At 39.6% G+C, this 25,949-nt stretch carries 20 protein-coding genes; 14 read left to right on the top strand and 6 right to left on the bottom strand.

Features of this window, described 5'->3' with window-relative positions; all coding sequences use genetic code 11:
* Positions 1 to 8: 8 nt before the first annotated feature.
* A complete protein-coding gene (locus tag GWJ05_RS07275) occupies positions 9 to 788 on the top strand; it encodes an acetoin reductase (RefSeq protein WP_087803189.1) in 780 nt (259 codons plus the stop codon).
* Between the two features lie 87 nt (positions 789 to 875).
* On the opposite strand, the gene mutH is transcribed toward GWJ05_RS07275, so the two are convergent.
* The 6 genes from mutH to leuA form a co-directional block, all read right to left on the bottom strand.
* Positions 876 to 1,553, bottom strand: coding sequence for a DNA mismatch repair endonuclease MutH (mutH, locus tag GWJ05_RS07270; protein WP_103004921.1), 678 nt, complete (start codon positions 1,551 to 1,553; stop codon positions 876 to 878).
* Positions 1,554 to 2,176: 623 nt separating this feature from the next.
* Complete coding sequence (sgrR, locus tag GWJ05_RS07265) at positions 2,177 to 3,886, bottom strand: HTH-type transcriptional regulator SgrR (RefSeq protein WP_115370719.1); 1,710 nt, start codon at positions 3,884 to 3,886, stop codon at positions 2,177 to 2,179.
* Positions 3,887 to 4,150: 264 nt separating this feature from the next.
* Positions 4,151 to 4,756, bottom strand: a complete 606-nt coding sequence (gene leuD, locus GWJ05_RS07260; RefSeq protein WP_036934997.1) for a 3-isopropylmalate dehydratase small subunit — start codon at positions 4,754 to 4,756, stop codon at positions 4,151 to 4,153.
* Between the two features lie 8 nt (positions 4,757 to 4,764).
* Entirely contained in the window at positions 4,765 to 6,174 is a 1,410-nt protein-coding gene (gene leuC / locus GWJ05_RS07255) for a 3-isopropylmalate dehydratase large subunit (protein ID WP_036934996.1), read from the bottom strand.
* A 1-nt stretch (position 6,175) separates the two neighbouring features.
* Positions 6,176 to 7,267 carry a 3-isopropylmalate dehydrogenase gene (gene leuB, locus GWJ05_RS07250; RefSeq protein WP_036934995.1) on the bottom strand — a complete coding sequence of 364 codons (1,092 nt, stop codon included), beginning with the start codon at positions 7,265 to 7,267 and terminating at the stop codon, positions 6,176 to 6,178.
* A gap of 2 nt (positions 7,268 to 7,269) precedes the next feature.
* On the bottom strand, positions 7,270 to 8,829 hold the full coding sequence (gene leuA, locus GWJ05_RS07245) for a 2-isopropylmalate synthase (protein ID WP_036934994.1): 1,560 nt from the start codon (positions 8,827 to 8,829) through the stop codon (positions 7,270 to 7,272).
* Between the two features lie 868 nt (positions 8,830 to 9,697).
* Between leuA and leuO the strand changes: the two genes are divergently transcribed.
* The 13 genes from leuO to murG all read left to right on the top strand — a co-directional run bounded on the left by leuO (position 9,698) and on the right by murG (position 25,916).
* On the top strand, positions 9,698 to 10,642 hold the full coding sequence (leuO, locus tag GWJ05_RS07240) for a transcriptional regulator LeuO (protein ID WP_036934992.1): 945 nt from the start codon (positions 9,698 to 9,700) through the stop codon (positions 10,640 to 10,642).
* A gap of 503 nt (positions 10,643 to 11,145) precedes the next feature.
* Positions 11,146 to 12,951, top strand: coding sequence for an AMP-dependent synthetase/ligase (locus tag GWJ05_RS07235; RefSeq protein ID WP_036934991.1), 1,806 nt, complete (start codon positions 11,146 to 11,148; stop codon positions 12,949 to 12,951).
* A gap of 223 nt (positions 12,952 to 13,174) precedes the next feature.
* On the top strand, positions 13,175 to 14,182 hold the full coding sequence (gene cra, locus GWJ05_RS07230; protein ID WP_036934990.1) for a catabolite repressor/activator: 1,008 nt from the start codon (positions 13,175 to 13,177) through the stop codon (positions 14,180 to 14,182).
* A gap of 685 nt (positions 14,183 to 14,867) precedes the next feature.
* Complete coding sequence (gene mraZ / locus GWJ05_RS07225; protein ID WP_036934989.1) at positions 14,868 to 15,326, top strand: division/cell wall cluster transcriptional repressor MraZ; 459 nt, start codon at positions 14,868 to 14,870, stop codon at positions 15,324 to 15,326.
* Between the two features lie 3 nt (positions 15,327 to 15,329).
* The gene (rsmH, locus tag GWJ05_RS07220; protein WP_036934988.1) at positions 15,330 to 16,277 is read left to right on the top strand and encodes a 16S rRNA (cytosine(1402)-N(4))-methyltransferase RsmH; all 948 of its coding nucleotides are present in this window, start codon (positions 15,330 to 15,332) and stop codon (positions 16,275 to 16,277) included.
* Positions 16,278 to 16,595 (top strand): cell division protein FtsL, encoded by a 318-nt coding sequence (gene ftsL, locus GWJ05_RS07215; RefSeq protein ID WP_036934986.1) that lies wholly within the window; start codon positions 16,278 to 16,280, stop codon positions 16,593 to 16,595.
* An 11-nt stretch (positions 16,596 to 16,606) separates the two neighbouring features.
* Positions 16,607 to 18,403, top strand: coding sequence for a peptidoglycan glycosyltransferase FtsI (gene ftsI, locus GWJ05_RS07210; protein WP_036934985.1), 1,797 nt, complete (start codon positions 16,607 to 16,609; stop codon positions 18,401 to 18,403).
* On the top strand, positions 18,390 to 19,877 hold the full coding sequence (gene murE / locus GWJ05_RS07205; protein ID WP_161681252.1) for a UDP-N-acetylmuramoyl-L-alanyl-D-glutamate--2,6-diaminopimelate ligase: 1,488 nt from the start codon (positions 18,390 to 18,392) through the stop codon (positions 19,875 to 19,877). The genes ftsI and murE overlap by 14 nt, the downstream gene beginning before the upstream one ends.
* Positions 19,874 to 21,256 carry a UDP-N-acetylmuramoyl-tripeptide--D-alanyl-D-alanine ligase gene (murF, locus tag GWJ05_RS07200; protein WP_161681251.1) on the top strand — a complete coding sequence of 461 codons (1,383 nt, stop codon included), beginning with the start codon at positions 19,874 to 19,876 and terminating at the stop codon, positions 21,254 to 21,256. The genes murE and murF overlap by 4 nt, the downstream gene beginning before the upstream one ends.
* A complete protein-coding gene (gene mraY / locus GWJ05_RS07195; protein WP_036934981.1) occupies positions 21,250 to 22,332 on the top strand; it encodes a phospho-N-acetylmuramoyl-pentapeptide-transferase in 1,083 nt (360 codons plus the stop codon). Before murF ends, mraY begins: the two co-directional genes overlap by 7 nt.
* Position 22,333: 1 nt before the next feature.
* Positions 22,334 to 23,644, top strand: coding sequence for a UDP-N-acetylmuramoyl-L-alanine--D-glutamate ligase (gene murD / locus GWJ05_RS07190; RefSeq protein ID WP_036934979.1), 1,311 nt, complete (start codon positions 22,334 to 22,336; stop codon positions 23,642 to 23,644).
* Positions 23,644 to 24,837 (top strand): cell division protein FtsW, encoded by a 1,194-nt coding sequence (ftsW, locus tag GWJ05_RS07185; protein WP_036934977.1) that lies wholly within the window; start codon positions 23,644 to 23,646, stop codon positions 24,835 to 24,837. Before murD ends, ftsW begins: the two co-directional genes overlap by 1 nt.
* A complete protein-coding gene (gene murG, locus GWJ05_RS07180; RefSeq protein ID WP_036934976.1) occupies positions 24,834 to 25,916 on the top strand; it encodes an undecaprenyldiphospho-muramoylpentapeptide beta-N-acetylglucosaminyltransferase in 1,083 nt (360 codons plus the stop codon). Before ftsW ends, murG begins: the two co-directional genes overlap by 4 nt.
* Positions 25,917 to 25,949 lie beyond the last annotated feature (33 nt).

Raw genomic sequence — 25,949 nt, 5'->3', positions numbered from 1 at the left:
GAAAGACAATGGCTTTGAATGGTAAAGTAATTTTGGTTACAGGCGCTGCTCAGGGAATTGGCCGTGGCATTGCATTGCGTTTAGCAAAAGAAGGTGCTGATATTGCTCTGGTTGACTTGAAGGCAGATAAGCTAGCAGATGTGGCAAAAGAAATTGAAGCACTAGGACGTAAAACAACAATTTTTGCTGCTGATATTAGCCATCGTGATGAGGTTTTTGCTGCTGTTGAACATGCTGAAAAGACGTTAGGTGGTTTTGATGTGATGATCAATAACGCCGGTATTGCACAAGTTAAACCTCTGGCTGACGTAACACCCGAAGATATGGATAGGATCTTCAAAATTAACGTAAATGGTACTATGTGGGGGATCCAAGCAGCATCGGAGAAATTTAAAGCATTAGGCCATAAAGGTAAAATTATTAATGCATCTTCTATTGCCGGGCATGATGGTTTTGCAATGTTAGGTGTTTATTCAGCAACTAAATTTGCTGTGCGTGCGCTTACACAAGCTGCAGCAAAAGAGTATGCCAGCGCTGGCATTACTGTAAATGCTTACTGCCCAGGTATCGTGGGCACAGATATGTGGGTTGAAATTGATGAGCGCTTTGCCGAGATAACCGGAGCACCAAAAGGCGAAACCTATAAGAAGTATGTTGAAGGTATTGCATTAGGGCGCGCTCAAACTCCTGATGATGTTGCAGCCCTCGTTGCTTTCTTATCGAGTGATGATTCTGACTATATTACAGGCCAAGCGATTTTAACTGATGGCGGTATTGTTTATCGTTAATCACTAAAATAGAGTGTGACTTGTTAATACCCTGTGTTATTTAAGATAATGACACAGGGTATTTTTTGTGGGTGATTTATAACGAAATCAAAGCTGAAAATAACGGGCAAGCAACGGGGCTGTAAAATTCTTTTTCAAATAAAATCCTCTAGGTAATGTCATGATGCGTTGCCCATTTTCACCGATAGCCTCGGTTAAGGCTTTACTGTTTGCGGCTTTGGGGCGAATTTGTAACACCTGTCCATGACGTGCCGTAATACTTTCTACTTTGCCCAGTACAATCATATCCATTAATTCTTCCCAATCATGGCGTAATAATTCTTCTTCTAGATGATTGGGACTCCAGAGTAGTGGAGAGGCAACGCGACGTTGTGCTAATGGGATCTCTCTTTCACCTTCAACAGGCACCCATAATACTTTAGAGAGTTTATGTTTTACATGGCTATTTTCCCATGTAATACCACTGTTTCCGGTTAATGCGGCAACACACACAAAGGTGGTTTCTAAAGGCATACCGAATCTATCAATTGGAATTGTTTTAAGTTCAATACCCAATTCACTGAAGTCTTGCTCAGGTTTGCTACCTGCACTTGCACCTAAATAATACTCCAACAACATGCCTACCCAGCCTTTATCTCTTTTAAGATCAATTGGGATAGGCAATTGTGCAAAAGCTGCAAGTTCACCAAAAGTGTAACCTGCAAGTGCTTTTGCTCGTTCAAATAAAACGTGCTCATTTTCAGGTGCTACAGGTGGCGTAAACATAGTTATTATCTTCTTGTATAAATAATAGACAGAAAAAACAGGTTGTTGGTAACGTATTTAGCTTTATTTTATTTAAATCATAATAGCATGATATATCATCATTTTTTTGGGTTAATTCTCGCATTGAAATTTATAATTTCAAGTTGTGCACGGTTATCCTGAAATCATAAACAGGCTTTTACACTAGGTTATCCACAGCTTTATGGGATAACTCACAGAAAGTGAGATCACTGTTCTGATTTACAGCCTTGACTTTTGCAGATATTTGCCAAAATTATCCCATTTTGCCTAACTAATCGGCATAACCTGTGGATAAAACATTCTGTGGTTGTTTTTTGTACGATTTAAGCGAGAGGGGCTTTTAATTGTTTTATCCAATCGTAGAAATAGGCATTAAAAACTAGCTACTAATTTGAATTATAAGTGATATTTTAAAATTTATATCAACAACCTTTTTAACAATATAAAAACTATACCCTGATTATCTCACCCTTTTTCACATAGATATCCACAGAAAAAGTGAATAAATCCCCTAAGCATTTGTGTGGGTGTTTATAACTTTCAAGATTTCTGTGAATTAACACAAATAATGACTCATTGAATTATCGTAAGAGGTCGGTAGCTTATGTTAACTTTGGCGTATCAGTATCAGTATCAGTATCAGTATCAGTATCAGTATCAGGTGTAAACCATGCCGATTTGAAATCAAACCAACCAAAAGTATTCATTTTGACACCACGTATGGTTCTTTGCCCTTGTAGCTCAAGTAAATGATGAAATAAAGGATAAAGCCAAATATCGTGTGTCAGTTGACGACACCACGCTTCTAGCGGTAGTGCTTTTTGATGCCATAAAGAGAGGTCTTGTGTAAACGAACGCCCTAAACATTGATGAAAAAGGGGTAATTCATAGAGGGTTGCAAAAATAGAAAACGCTAAGGGTTTATAGAAATTTACTGTCGCTAACCAGATATCACTTTCTGCTTCACCATAATACCACTGTTCGTAATCGAGGACTTGAATAGTAAGTTCAATATCATATTGAGATAAAATACTTTCTATTAAATCTGCAATAGTACTGTATTCATGATGCTCTTTATAAAGAGTGACAGTCAGTTTGGTTAATGAAGTTGGTTTAGGATGTTGGCGGATTAATTTACTGTGATGCCAATGAAGTAATAATCCATAAGCAGGAGACCAATGGCGTTGATAGAACGGATCGCAATGCGTCAGCATATTAACCGGGGTTAGTACGCTACTTAACCAAGCTCTTATTTCTGTTTGTTGACATTGCGCTGAGCGACTGTCGTAAAGTAAAAAATAACATCCTTCTTCTTTACGGCTTTCTAGGGGATCTTTGTTGGTATCATCATCTGTTAAATGAATGGTTGAACAGACCATTTTTTTATTTAGTTCAGGTACAACCCATATATCAATTTCATCTAATAATGCACGCAAGCCAAAATAGCGATTAAAGGCTTTGATTTGCAGTTTATGTTGATCATTAGCCATGACTTGATAAGCACCAGTTCCTATTGGGTGCTGTGCAAAGGTCGGAAGTGATGCCCATTCCTTTGGCAAAATAACCGCTTGTGGACTTCCTAATAGCGTTGCAAATTGTTTGTCGGCTTCGTTTAAGAAAATATCAAGCACATAAGGTTGGGGCGAGGAAATACGTTCTATATGTGCATAAAGTGGGTTGCAGTGTTTCATGCGCATTAAAGAAGAGCTGATATCTTCAAGTGTGAGCTCGCGACCATGATGGAAATAAATAGAAGGGCGTAAATAAAATCGCCAATGTTGCTCTGTGATCATCTGCCAATGATGAGCTAATTCAGCTTCGACTTCCCCATTTTCCTCTTTTAGATGGACTAATGAGTTGAATATTTGACTCATTAAATGTAATTCAGAACGTCTTAATGGTGTTCCAGGTAATAAATTCCTAAAAGGGCGATAGTAAATAATGCGCAGTAATTGTTGACCGGGGTGAAAGCTTTTTTCAATTTGTGAGAGTACCATTTGGCGTACAGAGTCTTTATCACCCATCAGTGCAACAAGCTTTTCAATATCGTTCTCTTCTATTAAACGCTCAGCACGATTTTGTTGAATTTCTTGTGCATTAGATTGAAAACTCAGTGTGGATTTTTTGCCTCTACCTACTTCTGCTTGCCAATTTATCCAGCCTATTTCTTGCATTTTATTTAATAAAGAACGGACATGACGACGCGTACAATGTAGCGTTTGTGCTAATTCTTGTAAGGTAGTTTCAGATGTCTTTCCCTGAAAGGCTTGCCATAGGCGAATAAATTGCAACTCTAAGCGGGGGGTGGTCATAAAAGAGGAAATCCCTTAATAAAGTGATCAATTTTAATTTCCTTATATTAGACCGATAATGTTTGTGTTTAAAGTTAGCTCTTATGTTAGTTATCACAAATTATGAATACTGACAGACTCCCCATTTGAGCATTCGGTGATTGCCGGCCAGTGATAATTGATCGCTGGCTTTTTTATTTGGTAAAAAAAGCCGTAAATGAATTTACGGCAAGAATAACAAAGTAAACATCACAGAAAGTAGAAGAAGGTGAAAAATTGCCCTTATTAGCGCATAAAGGCAGGTTGTTTTGCCTCATAAACGCTAATGTCATCTTGGTGTTGCAGTGTTAATCCAATACTGTCCAATCCTTCAATCATGCAATGACGGCGAAATGAATCAATTTCAAAAGAGAAACATAATTCACCCGCTCTGACCTCTTGTGCGACGAGATCTACGGTAATTGGAATACCGGCATGTTCTTTTACCCAATCAAATAATTGTGAGACTTCATCATCACTTAATTTGATTGGCAATAGTTGGTTATTAAATGAATTACCATAAAAGATATCAGCAAAACTCGGAGCGATAACAGCGTGAAAACCATAATCTGTTAATGCCCAAGGAGCATGTTCACGTGATGAGCCACAACCAAAATTTTCTCGTGCTAATAAAATAGAAGCACCTTGGTAAATAGGCTGATTCAAAATAAAAGCTGGATTAGGCTGTGTACCTTCGTCATCCAAAAAACGCCAATCGTGAAATAGATGTTTACCAAAGCCAGTACGGGTGACTTTTTGCAAAAATTGCTTAGGAATAATGGCATCGGTATCCACATTTGCAGCATCTAAAGGAACCGCAATACCTGTATGTTGAGTAAATTTATTCATCATGCTCTCCTTTAAGATGCCACTGCAAATGTACGAATATCTGCAAAATGACCATTAATGGCCGCAGCTGCTGCCATGGCTGGGCTAACTAAATGCGTTCTGCCTCCACGACCTTGGCGACCTTCAAAGTTACGGTTGCTGGTGGATGCACAACGCTCGCCTGGATTTAATCTATCGTTATTCATGGCTAAACACATTGAACAACCCGGTAAGCGCCATTCGAAACCCGCTTCAATAAAGATTTTATCTAAGCCTTCTGCTTCAGCTTGTGCTTTAACAGGTCCTGAGCCAGGAACAACAATCGCTTGAACATGAGAGGCAACTTTATGGCCTTTCGCAATTTCAGCTGCCGCACGTAAATCTTCAATGCGGGAATTGGTGCAAGAGCCAATAAAGACTTTATCAATAGCAACGTCTGTTAAATTGATGCCTTCACTTAATCCCATATAAGCCAAAGCTTTTTCAGCCGAAGCTCGTTCAACAGGATCATTAAAGCTGTTTAATAAGGGAACAATTTGGTCAATAGCAATAACTTGCCCCGGGTTAGTGCCCCAGGTGACTTGTGGCGCAATGTCAGCAGCATTAATGGTAACAGTAGCATCGAAGGTTGCATCGTCATCAGATTTTAAGGTTTTCCAATAAGCGACAGCCTCATCCCATGATTGACCTTTAGGAGCAAATTGGCGATCTTTTAAATACGCAAATGTCGTGTCATCAGGTGCGACTAATCCTGCTTTTGCTCCCATTTCAATGGCCATATTGCATAAGGTCATTCGACCTTCCATGCTTAATGCCTCAATTGCTTCGCCTGCAAATTCAACGATATAACCTGTACCACCTGCACTACCTAATTTACCAATAATGGCTAAAACGATATCTTTTGCAGTGATCCCAATGGCGGTCTTGCCTTGAACTTCAATTTTTAATGTTTTGGCGCGAGATTGTTTTAAGGTCTGAGTTGCTAAAACATGTTCAACTTCTGAAGTACCGATCCCAAAAGCTAATGATCCAAAAGCACCATGTGTTGCGGTATGTGAATCACCACAAACAATCGTCATTCCCGGCAAGGTCAAGCCTTGTTCTGGGCCCATCACGTGGACTATTCCTTGATAAGGATGGTTTAAGTCATACAGTGTGACACCGAATTCTTGGCAGTTTTTCATCAACTCTTGCATTTGGATCCTAGCCATATCACCACAAGCGTTAATATCTTTTGTTTGTGTTGATACGTTGTGATCCATCGTTGCAAAGGTTTTATTAGGTTGACGAACAGGGCGACCTTTTGTTCTTAATCCATCAAAGGCTTGAGGTGATGTCACTTCATGCACTAAATGTCGATCGATATATAAAATGGGTGTTTCATCACTCACTTCTCTGACAACATGTGCATCATAGATTTTTTGATATAATGTTTTACCCATATTATGCCCCTTCACGAATATATTGTGCGATACGATCACCCATCTCGGCGGTTGTGATTGCGTTACCATCTCCAGCTAAGTCTGCGGTACGATGGCCTTCTGCTAATACTTGAGTGATAGCATCTTCAATGGCTTGGGCCGCTTTGTCTTCATTAAAGCTGTAACGCAGTAATAACGCAGCAGACAAAATTTGTGCAATAGGATTAGCAATATTTTTACCTGCAATATCTGGTGCTGAACCACCGGCTGGCTCATATAAGCCAAAGCGTTTTTCATTAACGCTTGCGGATGGCAACATCCCCATTGAACCGGTGATCATGGCGCATTCATCAGATAAAATATCGCCAAAAATATTGGAGCACAGTAATACATCAAACTGAGAGGGATCTTTAATTAACTGCATTGTTGCGTTATCGATATACATATGCTGAATTTCAACATCTGGGTATTCTTTGGCAATGCCTGTTACGACCTCACGCCATAAAATAGAGCTTTGTAAAACGTTCGCTTTATCAATTGAGGTCACTTTATGGCGACGTTTACGCGCTGATTCAAACGCAAAACGGGCAATACGTTCGATTTCATAACGATGATAAACTTCAGTATCAAAAGCGCGCTCTTGAGCACCTTCACCTTCACGGCCTTTAGGTTGACCAAAATAGATACCGCCAGTTAATTCGCGAACACATAAAATATCGAAGCCACGTTGTGCAATGTCAGCACGTAATGGGCAATAAGCTTCTAAACCTTCATATAAACGAGCTGGGCGTAAATTACAGAACAATTTAAAATGTTTACGCAAAGGTAATAGCGCGCCACGTTCAGGTTGCTCATTTGCGGGCAAATGCTCCCATTTAGGGCCACCGACAGAGCCAAATAAAATAGCATCGGCTTGCTCGCAACCGGCTAAGGTATTTGTTGGTAAGGGGGTGCCATGATTATCGATGGCAATACCACCGATATCGTATTCTTTTGTGGTGATATTAAGTGAGAAACGTTCACTTACCGCCATCATTACTTTTTGTGCTTGGGCCATGACTTCAGGGCCAATACCATCTCCGGGTAATACTGCAATATGATAATTTTTTGACATAATTAAACCGCTTCTTGTGTTGTATGTTGTTTGCGTTTTTCTATTTCGACTTGCTCTGAGCGCCAAATGCTATTGATAACGTGGATCATGGCGTTGGCGGATGAGCCGACAATGTCCGTTTCTAAGCCCATCCCATGAAATTTACGTCCTTGATATTCAACGACAATATCAACTTGTCCTAAAGCATCTCGACCTTCACCCTTAGCCGTTAATTGGTAAGTCACTAACTTTAATGGGTAACCTGTTGCTCGGGATATTGCTTGATATACGGCATCTACGGGGCCGTTACCTGTTGCCGCTTCGGTAATTTCTTTATTGCCATGAGTAATACTAACGCTTGCGGTGGCAACGGTTGATGAGCCTGACTGTGTATTAAAATAGTTCATAACAAACTCATCAGGTTCTTGTTGTTGCTGACCAATAAACGCTAGCGCTTCTAAATCATAATCAAAGACTTGGCCTTTTTTATCGGCCAAACGTAAAAAGGCCGCATATAAATTATCCAAGTTATAATCTTGTTCGCGATATCCCATTTCCTCCATACGATGTTTGACAGCCGCTCGGCCAGAACGCGAAGTTAAATTCAATTGTACTTCTTTTAATCCGATAGATTCCGGAGTCATAATTTCGTAGGTTTCGCGGTTTTTCAGTACACCATCTTGGTGAATACCAGAGGAATGTGCGAATGCATTGGAGCCAACAACTGATTTATTCGCATGAATGGGTGTATTACATAATTGGCTTACTAATTGGCTGGTTCGATAAATTTCTTTGTGATTAATGCGTGTTTGAACATTCATCATCTGTTCACGCACCTTTATCGCCATAATAACTTCTTCTAATGCACAGTTGCCCGCGCGTTCGCCTAAACCATTAATCGTGCCTTCTACTTGTCTTGCTCCTGCTTGTACTGCGGTAATAGAGTTAGCAACCGCCATACCTAAATCGTCATGGCAATGAACAGAGATAATGGCTTTATCAATATTGGGTACACGCTCAAACAAATTCGTGATAATGCCACCGAATTGATAAGGTGTCGTATATCCCACCGTATCTGGGATATTAATTGTGGTTGCACCCGCATTTATTGCGCTTTCAACGATTCGACATAAATTATCAATATGAGTACGACCTGCATCTTCACAAGAAAACTCTACATCATCAGTATAACGACGGGCTCGCTTTATTGAACTTACCCCCATGTCAATAATGTCTTCAAATGATTTTTTTAATTTATGTTCAGCATGTAATGCTGACGTTGCCAAAAAAACATGAATACGAAAAGCGTCTGCGATTTTTAAAGATTCTGCGGCAACATCAATATCGTTATCAACGCAGCGTGCTAATGCACAAATACGGCTGTTTTTGATTTCACGTGCAATAGTTTGCACCGATTCAAAATCGCCCGGAGAAGAAACAGGGAAACCAGCTTCAATGATATCCACACCTAAACGCTCTAAGGCATAAGCAATTTGTAATTTTTCTTTCACACTTAAGCTTGCTTGTAACGCTTGTTCACCATCTCTCAATGTGGTATCAAAAATAATCACGTTGTTGCTCATAATTTGTTCCTTCTCTTTTTATTTAGTGTTTGCGCTCTCCCAGGTATAAAAAAACCCGCGACTAGCGCGGGTTTTCTCTCTAAGGGCAGGTGTGTTTCACTTTTTACCCATAAGCCGACCGCGCATAAACGTTGCGAGTAGTAGTAGGCTTGATAGTAAAATTGCGTTCAGCATGAAACATCCCTAGATAAGTTCTCAATAATCTTTATTTATTGATACCTAATACCAATAAAGATGTCAAGTGTTGGAATTTATTAAATCATTTGACCTGATTATTTATAAGTTTTTCATAGTGATTCTGACTAATATCTAAATTTTTACTAATGATTATGACTATCGGTGAATCATTGATTGGGTTAATGTTCCGTGCATGGTTTAAAAAGGAGTGAAATACAAAATTAAACAATTGTTTGCTTTTTTTTTCACCAACTAAGCAAGTCAGAAAAAAAGAAAGGTAAGAGAAAGAGGAGAAGAGGAATGTGAGCAACGTTTTGAATGTAAGAATAAAAATCATTGTATTATAAAAGATAATCACTATTGATTGCCTATTTTAGGAATGAAAGTACATTATTTTATTATGATTTTTATCATACTTTGTTTTATTATTTGCAAGGCAGAAGGTAAAACAGGTTGTAATATATATTGATATAATCATTTTCTATACATTTAATTTCGATATTAATTTAAACTTTTTATATGAAGTATGTTTTTTTATTGATATGAAACTTATATGTTTAGTTATATGCATGGATGATGAATAATAAATTTTAATAAATAGTTAAAGTAATAGTTAAAACATATCTATTATTAATAATATTTTAGTTAATAATATTTATTTAGTTATTATGATAACATAGTGGAGTAAGAAATGACGGATTACACATCAGCAACAGTTACCAACAGAGAATCAACAGATATGCATTTACGTAATGTTGATCTCAATTTATTAACGGTATTTGATGCTGTCATGCAAATGCAAAATGTTACCCGTGCCGCACAGGTGCTAGGTATGTCACAACCCGCAGTAAGTAATGCTGTTTCTCGACTTAAAGTTATGTTTAATGATGAATTATTTGTCCGTTATGGACGTGGTATTCAACCAACATTAAGAGCTAAACAACTTTTTGGCCCAGTAAGACAAGCTTTACAATTGGTTCATAATGAACTTCCTGGTGCTGGATTTGAACCCGAGCAAAGTGAACGTATATTTAATTTATCTATTTGTAGCCCTCTAGATATAAAATTAGCACCCCAAATAGTTGAACAAATTAAAAACAAAACACCTAATATTAATGTTAATATTAAATCTTATTTAAATAGCAATATAGAACACCAGTTAAAATATCAAGAAGTCGAATTCTTTATTAATTATAAAGAATTTGAAAGAACAGAGTTTCATTCTCAGCCTTTATTTAATGATGAAGTTGTTTTAGTGGTTTCAAATAAACATCCTCGTATTAAAGAGAGTGTCACTCAAGATATGTTATTAAATGAGCAACACTCAATTGTTTCTTTAGATGATATTGGTTCATTTAGCACACCTTATTATAAAGATACTCATTTAGAAGATTTAATCACTTATCAGGGAACCGATTTAAATAGCGTATTAAATATTGTCTCTAAAACTTATTTGGTTGCTATTGCACCAAGATGGTTAGTTGAGTATTACTCTGAGCAATTAGATATTAAAGCAGTGTCATTACCTTGGGAAAAAACAGAACGTCCATGTTACTTAATTTGGCATGAGTCAACAGCACGTGATAAAGGCCACTTATGGATGAAAAACTTATTAAGTGAAGTTTGCCAAAACTAGAGTGTTTTCGCTCATAATTAGTATTTATTACTAATTATGCAGAAATAGTGGCAGATAACGTTAGCCATTCGGCTAATGACCAAGATAGCGTTTAAAATTGGATTGCTGTCACTATTTTTGCCCTTTATTTGTCATAATAACTCTTATTCGTATTATTACTACGTTAAACCTGTTTTTTACAAGAACCTATGCTTCTTTATATTATCACTGATTAAGTTGTAACAATTACTTATTGTTATTTATCAGCTTTTCCTTTTTTCCTTTCATAAAAAATAAGATCTTAAGATCTCGTTTTCTTACTTTTGTGAGATAGCGTCTTTTGACAAAACTTTTCATAACTCACAATTTTACAAATTTATGTAAAATTGAATTCCTTTATTTTGGTGGATCACTTAGACTTTTATTCGAGTCAGCGAACATGTGTAAGCTGAAATTGTAAGTGGCGTGTTTTACCCATTTCAGTTTCATAACACGGTCGCTTTTCCATAAATAGCAGGAAAATTATGATAACTAATAATAATCTTCATGATTATCATATAATTAGAAGATTGCAAATGCAGTTTTTACACCGCGGGAATAATATTGCTTATCGTCAGTGGGATGTTAAGCACAATATCGAAATGTCATGGGAAGAGGTTGAAAAGAAAACACGCGCGCTCTCAAATGCATTATTAGAAATGGGTGTGAGTGTTCAAGAAAATATTGGGATCTTTTCTCAAAATACCATTGATTGGTCTTTGGCTGATATTGCTTCTTTGCAATTGCGTGCGGTAACGGTTCCTCTTTATGCTACAAGCAGTGTTGAACAAGCCGCTTATATTTTAAATGATGCAAATATTCGCATTCTTTTTGTTGGTGACCAAAAACAATACGATATCGCTTCTGCATTATTAGCGTTATGTCCTCAACTTGAACATATTATTGTGTTTAATTCTGATGTTGTATTAAACGCAAATACACCTTCATGTTACCTCGATAGTTTAATAAATAATACACAATATCAGCATGATGACGTGTTAGCACAACGTATTCATGAATGTAACTTAGACGATCTGTTTACCTTGATTTATACATCAGGAACAACTGGCGAACCTAAAGGTGTAATGCTCGATTATACGAGCCTTGCATCTCAACTCTATCTCCATGACGAACGCCTTTCGTTATCAGATGAAGACGTTTCATTATGCTTCTTACCACTTTCTCATGTTTTTGAACGTGCGTGGAGCTTCTATGTTATGCACACGGGGGCTGTTAATGTGTATTTAACGGATACACATGCTGTTAGAGAAGCAATGAGTACCGTTAAGCCTACCGTGATGTGTGCTGTTCCGCGTTTCTATGAAAAAGTGTATAGCGCAATTCAAGACAAAGTGTCTCAGGCTTCAATGTTGCGCCAATTTATCTTTAAATGGGCAATCAAACAGGGTGAGAAGCAGCGCGAAGCACAGCTTAGTCAGCGCAAGCTTGGTTTTATTTCTCGCTTATGTTATCGCTTTGCTGATAAGAAGATTTTAAAACCATTACGTCAAATTTTAGGTGGACGTGTTCGCTTTTTACCCGCGGCAGGTGCACGTTTAGATGATACGGTTATTCGTTTCTTTTTAGCAACGGGCATTAATATTAAATACGGTTATGGCATGACAGAAACCTGTGCCACGGTTTCATGCTGGGAAGAAAATACGTATAAGTTAGGCTCTATTGGCACACCATTACCTGGTGTTGAGGTACGGATTGGGGCTGAAAATGAAATCCAAGTCCGTGGCAGCATTGTGATGAAAGGGTATTTCAATAAGCCAGAAGATACGGCCGCAGCTTTTACAGAAGATGGTTGGTTACGTACCGGTGATGCCGGCGCACTTGATAGTGATGGTGTACTATTTATTACTGAACGTTTAAAAGACTTAATGAAAACGTCGAATGGTAAATATATAGCGCCACAAATGATTGAAGGTACTTTAGGACAAGACCGTTTTATTGAGCATATTGCGGTGATTGCTGATACGCGTAAGTTTGTTTCAGCGCTCATTGTGCCTTGTTTTGATGCACTAGAAGAGCACGCTCGTGCATTAAATCTAAAATACCAAGATCGTATCGAATTATTGCGTCATACCAAAATTAAAGAGCTGTTTGATGAACGTTTACGTGAAATGCAAAAAAACTTTTCAAGTTTTCATCAAGTGAAGCGCTTTACATTACTTCCTGAAGGTTTTTCAATGGAATCTGGTGAATTAACACCAACATTAAAACTTCGTCGTAAAATTATTTCAGAACGCTATCGAAATGAAATCGAATTGATGTATCAAGATTAAATTTAAGTGAGAAAAAAGCACCGCAGAGGTGCTTTTTTCTTGTAAAATCGTTGGCTGATAGATAATGATGATTGAAATAATTGATAAAAGACATAAACGGAAACGTTGACGCATACGGTTTTATCAGTAAATTGTGTTAAAATGCAAAATCAGATCAGCATAATGACTGAAATTCATAGCAATATGTAATAAATAACACATTTAATAATTAAAAGAGGCTAATGTGAAACTGGATGAAATCGCCCGCTTGGCTGGTGTTTCACGAACAACGGCAAGTTATGTCATTAATGGTAAGGCGAAACAGTACCGTGTAAGTGACAAGACTGTTGAAAAAGTGATGGCGGTGGTCAGAGAGCATAATTACCACCCGAACGCTGTTGCCGCGGGATTACGTGCTGGTCGTACGCGTTCTATTGGTTTGGTTATTCCTGATTTGGAAAACACCAGTTATACCAGGATCGCAAATTACCTTGAACGACAAGCACGCCAACGCGGTTATCAGTTGCTGATTGCGTGTTCAGAAGACCAACCTGACAACGAAATTCGTTGTGTTGAGCATTTATTACAACGCCAAGTTGATGCTATTATTGTTTCAACAGCATTACCACCTGAACACCCTTTTTACCAGCGTTGGGCTAATCGTTCGTTACCGATTATTGCGCTAGATAGGGCATTAGAAAGTGAGCATTTCATCAGCGTTGTCGGTGATGACTTAGAAGATGCTAAAATGTTGGCAACTGAACTAAATGCTTTTCCTTCGCAATCTGTACTCTACTTAGGGGCTCTTCCTGAACTTTCCGTGAGTTTTTTACGTGAACAAGGTTTTCGTCAGGTTTGGAAAGATGATCCTCGTGAAGTAACCTACTTGTATGCAAATAGTTATGAACGAGAAGCTGCCGCGGCTGCTTTTTCTGAATGGCTAAACAACAATCCAATGCCTGATGCATTATTCACGACTTCTTTTGCTTTGTTGCAAGGAGTTATGGATGTGACATTACAACGAAGTGGCCGTTTACCAACACAATTGGTTATTGCGACTTTTGGTGATCATGAACTATTGGATTTCCTTGAATGTCCTGTTTTATCTGTTGCTCAACGACATCGAGATATTGCAGAGCGTGTATTAGAACTTGTTCTTGCTAGTCTTGAAGAAGAGCAAAAGCCACAAGCAGGTATTACGCGTATTCGTCGTGACTTATGTCGTCGTGGTAGTTTGGGGCGAGCGCGTTAATTGATATCCCTTAGTTGGCCATTATCTGCATTTATACTCATCCCTGTTTTATTAAATTAAAACAGGGATGCTTTATTTGATTTAAGAATGTCGAATAGCTTAGAGAATATTAAATTTGAGATTAATCTTAAGCCTTTTTTTACTATTTCTCTTATTTCATTAAGTGAATAGATTAAATTTTGACTTACCCATAAGTGATATTGCTTAAATTTAATAAGTAAGTAATTTTATTTTTGGAGGGATAAGAAGAAAACAAATAATTATCTTCATGATATTGAATTGTTTTTTTTAGATTGTTCAGCTTTTATTTATATAAAAGTACCCCCAAATTATTATGTTGGCTAAAGGTAAATGAACTGCAATAAATTAGTTTTTTATCATTAAAATTATTATTTACTCATTATGATTTCTTTATCTGTTTTTCTTCCTTGTAATCGTTATAAATAATTACTTTTCGTAACTAAAAATAGAAATTGAAAAATAACCTCTATTAATCATGATGTTAATATTTCTTTTTTCCTCTTTGTCGATAATTTAAACATTTCGGTACGCCTATCAAATTACTGTAAATATAAATAAAGCTTCCTATATCTGGCTTGACAACGTTTTCATACCATCCGTAAACTCTATTTGTGGGGATTTGTGGGATAATGTGGTGTAAATTATAACGCTGGGGGTAATGAGGATGTTTCGTGGAGCAACACTCGTTAATCTTGACAGCAAAGGGCGAATAACAGTTCCTTCCCGTTATCGAACAACGCTGAGTGAGATTTCTGAAGGTCAAATGGTTTGTACCATTGATCTCAATCAGCCGTGTTTATTGCTTTATACACTGCCTGAATGGGAAAAGATTGAATTAAAATTGGCCGCTTTGTCTTCCATGAACCCGTCTGAGCGTCGAGTTCAACGTTTGTTATTAGGACATGCCAGCGAATGCCAAATGGATAGTGCAGGACGTCTTTTGTTAGCTAGCACGCTAAGACAGCATGCCGGGCTAACCAAAGAGGTCATGTTAGTCGGTCAATTCAATAAATTTGAATTGTGGGATGAACAGGTCTGGTATAACCAGATTGAAAAAGACATTGTTGCCGAGCAAACCTCACAGGAACCGTTATCGACACGACTATTGGACTTATCACTTTAAATAATGACAACAAATAATTTTAGTCATACCAGTGTATTACTGGATGAAGCAGTGAATGGCTTGAACATTAAATCTTCAGGTATCTATATCGACGGAACATTTGGTCGCGGAGGCCACTCCCGTTTAATTTTATCGCAATTAGGTGAGAAAGGTCGCTTGATAGCGATAGACAGAGATCCACAAGCTATTGCAGTTGCTAAAGAAATAGATGATGCACGATTTTCTATTGTTCATGGGCCTTTTTCAAATATTGAACAGTATGTCAATGAGTTAGGTTTAGTGGGGAAAGTTGATGGTGTTTTACTGGATCTAGGAGTGTCTTCTCCTCAACTGGATGATCCTGAACGTGGTTTCTCTTTTATGCGTGACGGGCCTCTTGATATGCGGATGGACCCAACATCGGGCCAATCAGCAGCACAATGGCTAATGACAGCAGCAGAAGATGACATTACTTGGGTATTGAAAACATTTGGTGAAGAGCGTTTTGCTAAACGTATTGCTCGCGCCATTGTTGCTCGTAATAAAACAGAAGAGCCGTTGACTCGAACTAAGCAATTGGCTGATTTAATTAGTGAAGCAAGCCCTGTAAAAGAACGCCATAAGCATCCAGCAACACGAAGTTTTCAAGCAATTCGAATCTATATCAACAGCGAATTGGATGAAATTGAAAAAGCATTAAAAGGTGCCGTTTCAGTTTTAGCGCCAGAAGGGCGCTTATCGGTGATTAGCTTCCATTCGTTAGAAGACCGATTAGTAAAACGATTTATTCGTGATGAGAGCAAAGGGCCTGTGGTTCCAGCGGGGATCCCACTCACAGAAGCTCAGATAAAAGAGTTAGGAAGTGCTCGCTTATCGAGTATTCACAAGATGAAACCGACAGGTATAGAAGTGGAAGAAAATCCACGAGCACGAAGCTCTGTATTACGTGTCGCGCAACGTATTGAGGAATAAATGTCTACAGAACGACACACACTACCAGGAGTTATATGGCAGGATTTACTGCGTCATAGCAAATTACCTGTATGTTTACTGATTGCTGTGATTATTTCTGCGGTGTATGTCGTGACGACAGCACATAAGACGCGTTTATTGACAGCAGAGAAAGAGCGCTTAGTGCTAGAAAAAAATGTATTGGATATAGAATGGCGTAACCTCATTCTTGAAGAAAATGCACTGGCTGATCATAGCCGAGTAGAACGTTTTTCAAGTGATAGTTTGGGAATGATTCATGTTGATCCAACAAAAGAGAACATCGTGGTTACTAAATAAATAAGGTAAGTATGAAATTTTCACGTTCGGCAAAAGCGAAAGCAAAGACAAAGTCAAATGCCAAACTACGCAAACCTGAGGAAAAAACAGGGTTTGTGAGTTGGCGTTTTGCGTTGCTTTGTACTGGTATTGGTATCGCTTTAGTCGCGCTATTAATCCGTGTTGCTTATTTACAAATTATTAATCCAGATCCTCTTATTCGTGAAGGGGATATGCGTTCTCTACGTGTGCAAAAAGTCCCAACAGCAAGGGGGATGATCAGCGATAGAATGGGTAGGCCTCTTGCAGTCAGTGTTCCTGTGTATGCCATTTGGGCGGATCCTAAAGTTGTACTAGATGCTAACCCTGATATGACCGACTCACGTTGGTTAGCCCTCGCTGATGCACTAAAAATCTCCGTGAATCAAATTGAACAGAAAATTGTCGCAGCGCCTTCTGCTCGTTTTATCTATCTTGCCCGTCAAGTTAACCCTGAAATTAGCGATTACATCAGTAAATTAAAAATTACAGGGATTAACATGCGTCAAGAATCGAAACGTTATTATCCATCAGGTGAAGTTACTGCTCACATAATTGGTGTAACGAATATTGATGGTGATGGTATTGAAGGTGTTGAAAAAAGCTTTAATCAATGGCTGACAGGGGCTCCTGGCGAGCGAGTCGTTCGTAAAGATGGTTTCAACCGTGTCATTGAAAATATCGCTCAAACGGATAGTCAAGCTGCCCATAACTTGATGTTAAGTATTGATGAGCGCCTGCAATCCGTGGTTTATCGTGAATTAACCAATGCCGTTATCAAGAATAAAGCCGAATCTGGGACAGCCGTTTTAGTTGACGTGAATACAGGCGAAGTTTTGGCGATGGCAAATAGCCCATCTTATAACCCAAATAATTTAACGGGTACGCCTAAAGATGCGATGCGTAATCGCGCTATTACCGATATTTTTGAGCCAGGTTCTACAGTAAAACCGATGGTTGTGATGAGTGCACTTAACAATCATATTATTGAAGAAAATAGTGTTATTAATACTGTTCCTTATCGACTTAACGGGCATCAAATCAAAGATGTTGGGCGATATAATGAGCTGTCGATAACAGGAATATTACAGAAATCGAGTAACGTTGGTGTTTCAAGACTGGCGTTAGCGATGCCTGCATCTGAACTTGTGGATGTTTATTCACGCTTTGGATTCGGGAAGCCAACTAACTTGGGGCTAGTTGGTGAAAGTAGTGGCATATTTCCAATAAAAAAACAACGGTGGTCCGATCTTGAAAGGGCCACCTTCTCATTCGGATATGGGCTTATGGTAACGCCGTTACAATTAGCGCGTGTCTACGCAACGATTGGTAGTTTTGGTATTTATCGTCCGCTCTCAATTACGAAAGTTGACCCTCCTGTACCGGGAACACGCGTATTCCCTGAGCCTGTGATGAAAACTGTCGTACATATGATGGAAAGTGTTGCATTGCCTGGTGGCGGTGGCGTAAGTGCGGCTATTAAAGGTTATCGCATTGCGATTAAAACGGGTACGGCGAAAAAAGTAGGGCCAGACGGAAAATATATCAATCAATATATCTCTTATGCTGCGGGTGTTGCGCCTGCGAGTCGTCCACGTTTTGCGTTGGTTGTGATAATCAACGAACCTAAAGCGGGTAAATATTACGGGGGCGCAGTATCTGCACCGGTGTTTGGCACAATTATGGGCGCGGTTTTACGAACGATGAACGTAGAACCTGATGCATTGATGCCAGACGATAAAAATGAATTTGTAATTAAAAAAGAAGAGGATACAAGTGGCCGATCCTAACTTAAGTGACCTATTAGGGGCACTCGGGATACAAGCACCGTCATTGATGCTCAAAGACATGACACTCGATAGCCGAAAAGCGGCAAGCGGTGATCTTTTTATCGCCATTAAAGGTCATGAAACTGATGGTAGACGCTATATTCCTCAAGCTATTGCTCAAGGTGTTTCAGCGGTATTAGCGGAGGCACAAGGTGTTGCAACGCATGGGGAAATTCGTGAAAGCCACGGCGTTCCTGTTGTTTACATTGATAATCTTAATGCAGAGTTATCAAGATTAGCAGGTCATTTCTATTATCAACCCGCTGAAAAATTAAAATTAATAGGTGTTACTGGGACTAACGGAAAAACGACAACAACACAATTGTTAGCGCAGTGGGCTCAAGGATTAGGCGAAACCAGTGCTGTGATGGGAACAGTCGGTAACGGACTGTTAGGTCACGTTGTTCCAGCTATGAACACCACGGGCTCGGCAGTTGATATTCAATTAGAGTTACAACAACTATTCAATCAAGGCGCGACATTAACCGCGATGGAAGTCTCTTCTCATGGCTTAGTACAAGGTCGCGTTAGTGCTTTACCTTTTGTGGCGAGCGTATTTACTAATTTAAGCCGTGACCATCTCGATTATCATGGTGATATGGCAAATTATGAAGAGGCAAAATGGTTACTTTTCTCTACACACCATAGTGGTGAAAAAATCATTAATGCTGATGATACCGTTGGTCAAAAATGGTTATCACGTGTGCCAGATGCTGTTGCAGTGACAATGGACAATAAATTGCCAGCAAATTGGCAAGGTCGCTTTGTTAAAACAACAAACATTAATTACCACGATGAGGGGGCAACCATTCGCTTTAGTTCAAGCTGGGGGGAAGGGGAAATTGAAAGTCCATTAATTGGGGCATTTAATGTCAGTAACCTTTTATGTGCTTTAGCAACATTGTTGGTTTTGGAATATCCACTAGATGCCGTGATTAACGCGTCATCAGCACTTACTCCTGTTTGTGGGCGAATGGAAGTATTTAGTGCTGATAATCGCCCTACCGTTATTGTTGATTATGCTCATACCCCTGATGCGCTAGAAAAAGCACTTCAAGCTACTCGCTTACACTGTAGCGGTAAATTGTGGTGTGTGTTTGGGTGTGGGGGTGATCGAGATAAAGGTAAGCGCCCACTAATGGGAGCGGTTGCAGAAGAATTGGCTGATAAAGTTGTTATCACTGATGACAATCCGCGTAGTGAAGAGCCACAAGCTATTATTCAAGATATTCTTTCTGGTCTAATGGATCCCGGCCGTGCAATTGCTATTGAAGGTCGTGCTGAAGCAGTGACTAACGTAATTATGCAAGCCGACGCGAATGATATGATTTTAGTCGCAGGTAAAGGACATGAAGATTACCAGTTAGTTGGTTCACGTCGCCTTGACTATTCAGATAGATTAACCGTTGCACGGTTATTGGGGGTGATTGCATGATCCCTTTATCCCTAGAAACCATTGTACAAGTCACTGATGGTAAATTGAGCCACATGGCTCAAAGCCAAGCGAATCAATTAACGATTAAGTCAATTTCGACGGATAGTCGCAATATAGATGAATATTGCCTCTTTATTGCATTGGCAGGTGAGCGTTTTGATGCGCATGACTTTATTGCTGATGTCAAAGAAAAGGGCGCTGTTGCTGTATTGGTTAATCGTGAAATTGATATTGATTGCCCACAAATCATTGTGAAAGATACTCGTCTAGCAATGGGGGCGATTGCCACTCATATTCGTTCACTAAGCAATGCAAAAATCGTAGCATTGACAGGATCTTCAGGAAAAACGTCCGTCAAAGAAATGACGGCTTCAATTTTGCGTCATTGCGGTGAAACTTTATATACCTACGGTAATTTAAATAATGATATTGGTGTACCTTTAACACTGTTTCGTTTAACGCCAGAGCATCGTTTTGCTGTTATCGAGCTAGGTGCTAACCATATTGGTGAAATTGCCTATACCGTGGATATGGTTAAACCAGATAGTGCCTTGGTAAATAATCTCTTTTCTGCACATATTGAAGGTTTCGGTTCACTTGAAGGCATAGCTCAAGCGAAAGGTGAAATTTTTACTCATTTAAAAGAGCAAGGTACAGCCATTATTAATCTTGATAGTAATGACTTACCTCTATGGCAACACCATCTAAATGCGCGTCAAACGCAATGGTCGTTCTCTTTATCTGCGCAAAGCAACGCTCATTTTTATCCCACTGATATTGTTGTTAAGCAATTCGCCACTAACTTTACCCTACATACGCCAGAAGGCTGTGTTGAAGTCACACTCCCATTGCCTGGACGTCATAATATTGCCAATGCTTTAGCTGCTAGTGCGTTAGCTCTTTCAGCAGGCGCAACGCTTGATACAATTCGCCTTGGTTTATCGACATTAAAAGCAGTACCGGGAAGATTGTATCCTGTGGCGTTAACCACAGGAAAAATGGTGTTAGATGATACCTATAATGCGAACGATGGTTCGATGATCGCGGGCTTACAAGTTTTATCACAATTGCCGGGATATAAGATTTTTGTTGCGGGAGATATGGCTGAGTTAGGTAAAGATTCAGAAAAATGTCACCGTGATGTAGGGCGTTTTGCACACAATGCAGGGATTGATTGTGTTTTTACCGTAGGGGAGCATAGCCACTTTATTAGTGATGAAAACCAAGGTGGTCAGCATTTTACATTTAAAGCCGACTTACTTGCTCAATTGATTCCATTATTACAGCAGCATGATGTTGTTTCAGTTTTAGTAAAAGGTTCACGAAGCTCCGCGATGGAAGATATCGTGAACGCATTAAAGGAGTGCTTTGAATGTTAGTTTGGCTAGCCGAATATTTGGTTAAATACCATACATTTTTTAATGTGTTTTCTTATCTGACATTCAGGGCGATTGTTGGTTTATTGACGGCTTTAATTATTGCTTTGTGGATGGGACCTCATCTCATCGCTTGGTTACAAAGAATGCAAATTGGACAAGTGGTTCGTAGTGAAGGGCCTGAGTCTCATTTTAGTAAACGTGGCACACCGACAATGGGCGGGATTATGATCCTGTTCTCTATCTCTATCTCCACGCTACTTTGGGCAAGATTAGATAACCCTTATGTTTGGTGCGTGTTGCTGGTTTTAATTGGTTATGGTGTTATCGGCTTTGTTGATGATTATCGCAAAGTTGTGCGTAAAGATACGCGTGGTTTAATCGCACGCTGGAAATATTTCTGGCAATCCGTACTGGCGTTAGTGGTTGCCTTTAGTATGTATGCCATTGGTAAAGATACATCTGCAACACAGCTAGTTGTTCCATTCTTTAAAGATGTTATGCCTCAATTAGGCATGCTTTATATTTTATTGGCGTATTTTGTGATTGTGGGAACCAGTAACGCTGTTAACTTAACGGATGGTTTGGACGGTCTAGCCATTATGCCAACTGTCTTTGTGGCTGCCGGTTTTGCTTTAGTTGCATGGGCAACAGGTAACGTTAATTTTGCAAGCTACTTGAAAATTCCTTATTTAATGCATGCGGGTGAGTTAGTCATTGTCTGTACTGCGATAGTGGGAGCTGGTTTAGGTTTCCTTTGGTTTAATACTTACCCAGCACAAGTCTTTATGGGAGATGTTGGTTCTCTCGCATTAGGTGGCGCGTTAGGCACTATTGCTGTGTTATTACGCCAAGAGTTTTTATTAGTGATTATGGGGGGTGTGTTTGTTGTTGAAACACTCTCCGTTATTTTGCAAGTTGGTTCATTTAAATTACGTGGTCAACGTATTTTTCGTATGGCTCCAATTCATCACCATTATGAATTAAAAGGCTGGCCTGAACCTCGTGTTATTGTCCGTTTCTGGATTATTTCACTGATGTTAGTGCTTATTGGTCTGGCGACGTTAAAGGTGCGTTAAGATGGCAAATTATCAGGGGAAAAAAGTCGTTATTGTTGGACTTGGAATAACAGGTCTTTCCTGTGTTGACTTTTTTATCCGTCAAGGTGTTACACCTAAAGTGATTGATACGCGCCAAAAACCAGGAGGTTTAGATAAGCTTCCTGTTGATGTTGAATATCATACAGGCAGTTTTCACCAAGTATGGCTTAACGATGCGGATTTAATTGTTTCAAGTCCTGGTATTGCCCTTTCGACACCCGAGCTCGTTGAAGCAGCAAGTCATGGTGTCGAAATTGTGGGGGATATTGAGCTGTTTTGCCGCGAAGCCCAAGCACCTATTGTGGCTATCACAGGCTCTAATGGTAAAAGCACAGTCACAATGCTTGTGGGTGAAATGGCAAAAGCGGAGGGTATTCGCGTTGGTGTTGGGGGGAATATTGGTGTTCCTGCTCTAACTTTGCTAACTGAGCCTCATGATCTTTATGTCTTAGAACTATCAAGTTTCCAACTAGAAACCACGTATAGCTTAAAAGCAGCTGCAGCAACAGTCTTAAATATTAGCGAAGATCATATGAATCGCTATCCATTAGGATTGGAACAATACCGCGAAGCGAAATTACGTATCTATGATAATGCCAACATTTGCGTTTATAACGAAGATGACAGACTTACATTACCTTTAGCGGGTAAAAATGAGCGTTGTGTTAGCTTTGGCGTAGGACAGGGCGATTATCAGCTTGATAACACAGAACGCATCTTAAAAGTAAAAGGTGAAAAAATCCTTTCAACGTCCGAAATGTATCTTTCTGGACAGCATAATTATACCAATGGACTTGCTGCATTAGCACTTGCTGACGCTGTGGGGATCTCTCGTAAAGCGGGCTTGGAAGTGCTGAAAAACTATCATGGTCTAGCTCACCGTTTTCAATTGGTTTATTCACATCAAAATGTGCGTTGGATAAATGATTCTAAAGCAACTAACGTCGGTAGCACAGAAGCTGCCTTACGTGGATTAGACGTCGAAGGTACATTGCACCTTTTATTAGGTGGTGATGGTAAATCAGCCGATTTTACTGCCTTATTGCCATATATTAGTGGCGACAATATTCGCCTCTATTGCTTTGGGCAAGACGGACAAGCATTAGCCCGTTTACGACCGGAAGTCTCTTTATTAACGGTCACAATGGAAGAGGCAATGCGGGCATTAGCGCCTACTGTCAAATCAGGGGATATGGTGTTGCTTTCACCTGCTTGCGCAAGCTTAGATCAGTTTAAATGTTTTGAACAACGCGGTGATGAATTTGCGCGCTTAGCGCGGGAGCTTGGCTAATGAGCATATTCGCAATGCGAAGACTAAAACAGTGGCTAGTGGGCAGTTATCAAACTGAGAATACGGCGTTTGTGCCGTATGATCGCACTTTGCTCTGGTTTACTTTCGGATTAGCGGTTATCGGCTTTGTGATGGTGACGTCAGCCTCAATGCCTGTTGGTCAACGCCTTGCAGAAGATCCTTTCTTATTCGCTAAGCGTGATGGCATCTATATTGTTGTTGCATTTTGTATAGCATTAGTCACTATGCGTATTCCAATGGCAATTTGGCAACGTTATAGCAGTTTAATGCTTTTCGGTTCGATAATACTTTTATTGTTGGTATTGGGGGTCGGGAGTTCTGTTAATGGTGCTTCACGTTGGATTGCTGTCGGGCCATTAAACTTCCAACCGGCTGAATTATCAAAGCTAGCTCTATTTTGTTATCTATCTAGCTATTTAGTTCGAAAAGTTGATGAAGTCAGAAATAACTTTTGGGGTTTCTGTAAGCCGATGGGCGTTATGTTAGTCCTGGCAGTTTTACTGTTATTGCAACCAGACTTAGGTACTGTGGTTGTTTTATTTGTTACTACATTAGCACTTTTATTTTTGGCGGGCGCTAAAATTTGGCAGTTCTTAGCGATTATCGGTTCTGGTATTGCTGCAGTGGTTATGTTGATCATCGTTGAACCTTATCGTGTTCGTCGTATTACTTCTTTCTTAGAGCCTTGGGAAGATCCATTTGGTAGTGGTTACCAGTTAACGCAATCTTTGATGGCATTTGGTCGAGGCGATTTGCTTGGACAAGGGTTAGGAAACTCAGTACAAAAACTGGAATATTTACCAGAAGCACATACCGACTTTATTTTCTCTATTTTGGCAGAAGAACTTGGTTATATCGGTGTGGTTTTAGTGCTTTTAATGGTATTCTTCATCGCTTTTCGCGCGATGCAAATTGGGCGACGCGCATTGATACTTGATCAACGTTTTTCAGGCTTTTTAGCGTGCTCAATCGGGATCTGGTTTACATTCCAGTCATTGGTCAATGTAGGTGCAGCAGCAGGTATGTTGCCAACGAAGGGATTAACTCTTCCTCTTATTAGTTATGGTGGTTCAAGCTTGATTATTATGTCAACGGCCATCGTGATGTTATTACGAATAGATTATGAAACACGTCTAGCACAAGCTCAGGCGTTTGTAAGGAGCCCGAAATGAGCGAGCGTAGACGCCGTTTAATGGTAATGGCCGGTGGCACAGGGGGACATGTATTCCCCGGGCTCGCTGTTGCTCATTATCTACAATCCCAAGGTTGGGAAATCCGATGGTTAGGAACGGCGGATAGAATGGAAGCTAATTTAGTACCCAAACACGGTATTGAAATTGAATTTATTCGCATCTCTGGCTTACGTGGTAAAGGTATTAAAGCATTAATAGTCGCGCCGATTCGTATTATTAAAGCTATTTTTCAGGCACGAGCCATTATGAAACGCTATCAACCTGATGCTGTACTTGGTATGGGGGGATATGTTTCCGGCCCAGGTGGAGTTGCTGCTTGGATGTGTGGTATTCCTGTTATTTTACATGAACAAAATGGGATTGCTGGATTAACAAACCGTTGGTTATCCAAAATGGCTAAACGTGTTTTACAGGCTTTTCCGGGGGCATTTCCTAAAGCGCCTGTGGTTGGAAATCCGGTCCGTAAAGATGTATTAGCGCTTGAAACGCCATCGGTACGATTAAAAGAGAGACGTGGCCCTATTCGTGTGTTGATTATTGGCGGTAGTCAAGGCGCGCGAATTTTAAATCATACCTTGCCCGTGGTCGCAGGTTTGCTTGGTGAGCATGTTACAATCTGGCATCAAGCAGGAAAAGGTAGCGAAAGTGATACAAAAACACGCTATCAGAACGAATTAGCTAAAAATTCAGTTAAATCTGAATATAAAGTTACTGAATTTATTGATGATATAGCGCAAGCTTACCAATGGGCTGATGTTGTCGTATGCCGTTCAGGTGCATTAACGGTCAGTGAAATTGCCGCAGCAGGATTACCCGCTATTTTTGTTCCCTTTCAGCACAAAGATAGGCAACAGTATTGGAATGCACTGCCGTTAGAAAAAGCAGGTGCAGCGCGAATTATCGAACAAAAAGATTTAACTCCAGAAGTCATTGCTGAAACCCTGAAACAGTGGGATAGAGAAACATTGTTAGCAATGGCAGAAAAAGCAAAAAGTGTTGCGATTACGGATGCCACAGAACGTGTAGCGAATGTAATAATCGAAGTGGCAAAGAAATAAACGTAACTTGTAACCATTAACTTAGAGTGAAGA

This window comes from Proteus sp. G2626 (assembly GCF_009915985.1).
In the GTDB taxonomy this organism is placed as follows: Bacteria; Pseudomonadota; Gammaproteobacteria; order Enterobacterales; family Enterobacteriaceae; genus Proteus; species Proteus vulgaris.
This window is presented reverse-complemented; position numbering and strand designations above follow the sequence as displayed.

Excerpts from the sequence above, each read along its gene's own strand:
- GWJ05_RS07275 (WP_087803189.1), top strand. The coding sequence starts at position 9 with ATGGCTTTGAATGGTAAAGTAATTTTGGTTACAGGCGCTGCTCAGGGA.
- mutH (WP_103004921.1), bottom strand. The coding sequence starts at position 1,553 with ATGTTTACGCCACCTGTAGCACCTGAAAATGAGCACGTTTTATTTGAA.
- sgrR (WP_115370719.1), bottom strand. The coding sequence starts at position 3,886 with ATGACCACCCCCCGCTTAGAGTTGCAATTTATTCGCCTATGGCAAGCC.
- leuD (WP_036934997.1), bottom strand. The coding sequence starts at position 4,756 with ATGATGAATAAATTTACTCAACATACAGGTATTGCGGTTCCTTTAGAT.
- leuC (WP_036934996.1), bottom strand. The coding sequence starts at position 6,174 with ATGGGTAAAACATTATATCAAAAAATCTATGATGCACATGTTGTCAGA.
- leuB (WP_036934995.1), bottom strand. The coding sequence starts at position 7,267 with ATGTCAAAAAATTATCATATTGCAGTATTACCCGGAGATGGTATTGGC.
- leuA (WP_036934994.1), bottom strand. The coding sequence starts at position 8,829 with ATGAGCAACAACGTGATTATTTTTGATACCACATTGAGAGATGGTGAA.
- leuO (WP_036934992.1), top strand. The coding sequence starts at position 9,698 with ATGACGGATTACACATCAGCAACAGTTACCAACAGAGAATCAACAGAT.
- GWJ05_RS07235 (WP_036934991.1), top strand. The coding sequence starts at position 11,146 with ATGATAACTAATAATAATCTTCATGATTATCATATAATTAGAAGATTG.
- mraZ (WP_036934989.1), top strand. The coding sequence starts at position 14,868 with ATGTTTCGTGGAGCAACACTCGTTAATCTTGACAGCAAAGGGCGAATA.
- rsmH (WP_036934988.1), top strand. The coding sequence starts at position 15,330 with ATGACAACAAATAATTTTAGTCATACCAGTGTATTACTGGATGAAGCA.
- ftsL (WP_036934986.1), top strand. The coding sequence starts at position 16,278 with ATGTCTACAGAACGACACACACTACCAGGAGTTATATGGCAGGATTTA.
- ftsI (WP_036934985.1), top strand. The coding sequence starts at position 16,607 with ATGAAATTTTCACGTTCGGCAAAAGCGAAAGCAAAGACAAAGTCAAAT.
- murF (WP_161681251.1), top strand. The coding sequence starts at position 19,874 with ATGATCCCTTTATCCCTAGAAACCATTGTACAAGTCACTGATGGTAAA.
- mraY (WP_036934981.1), top strand. The coding sequence starts at position 21,250 with ATGTTAGTTTGGCTAGCCGAATATTTGGTTAAATACCATACATTTTTT.
- murD (WP_036934979.1), top strand. The coding sequence starts at position 22,334 with ATGGCAAATTATCAGGGGAAAAAAGTCGTTATTGTTGGACTTGGAATA.
- ftsW (WP_036934977.1), top strand. The coding sequence starts at position 23,644 with ATGAGCATATTCGCAATGCGAAGACTAAAACAGTGGCTAGTGGGCAGT.
- murG (WP_036934976.1), top strand. The coding sequence starts at position 24,834 with ATGAGCGAGCGTAGACGCCGTTTAATGGTAATGGCCGGTGGCACAGGG.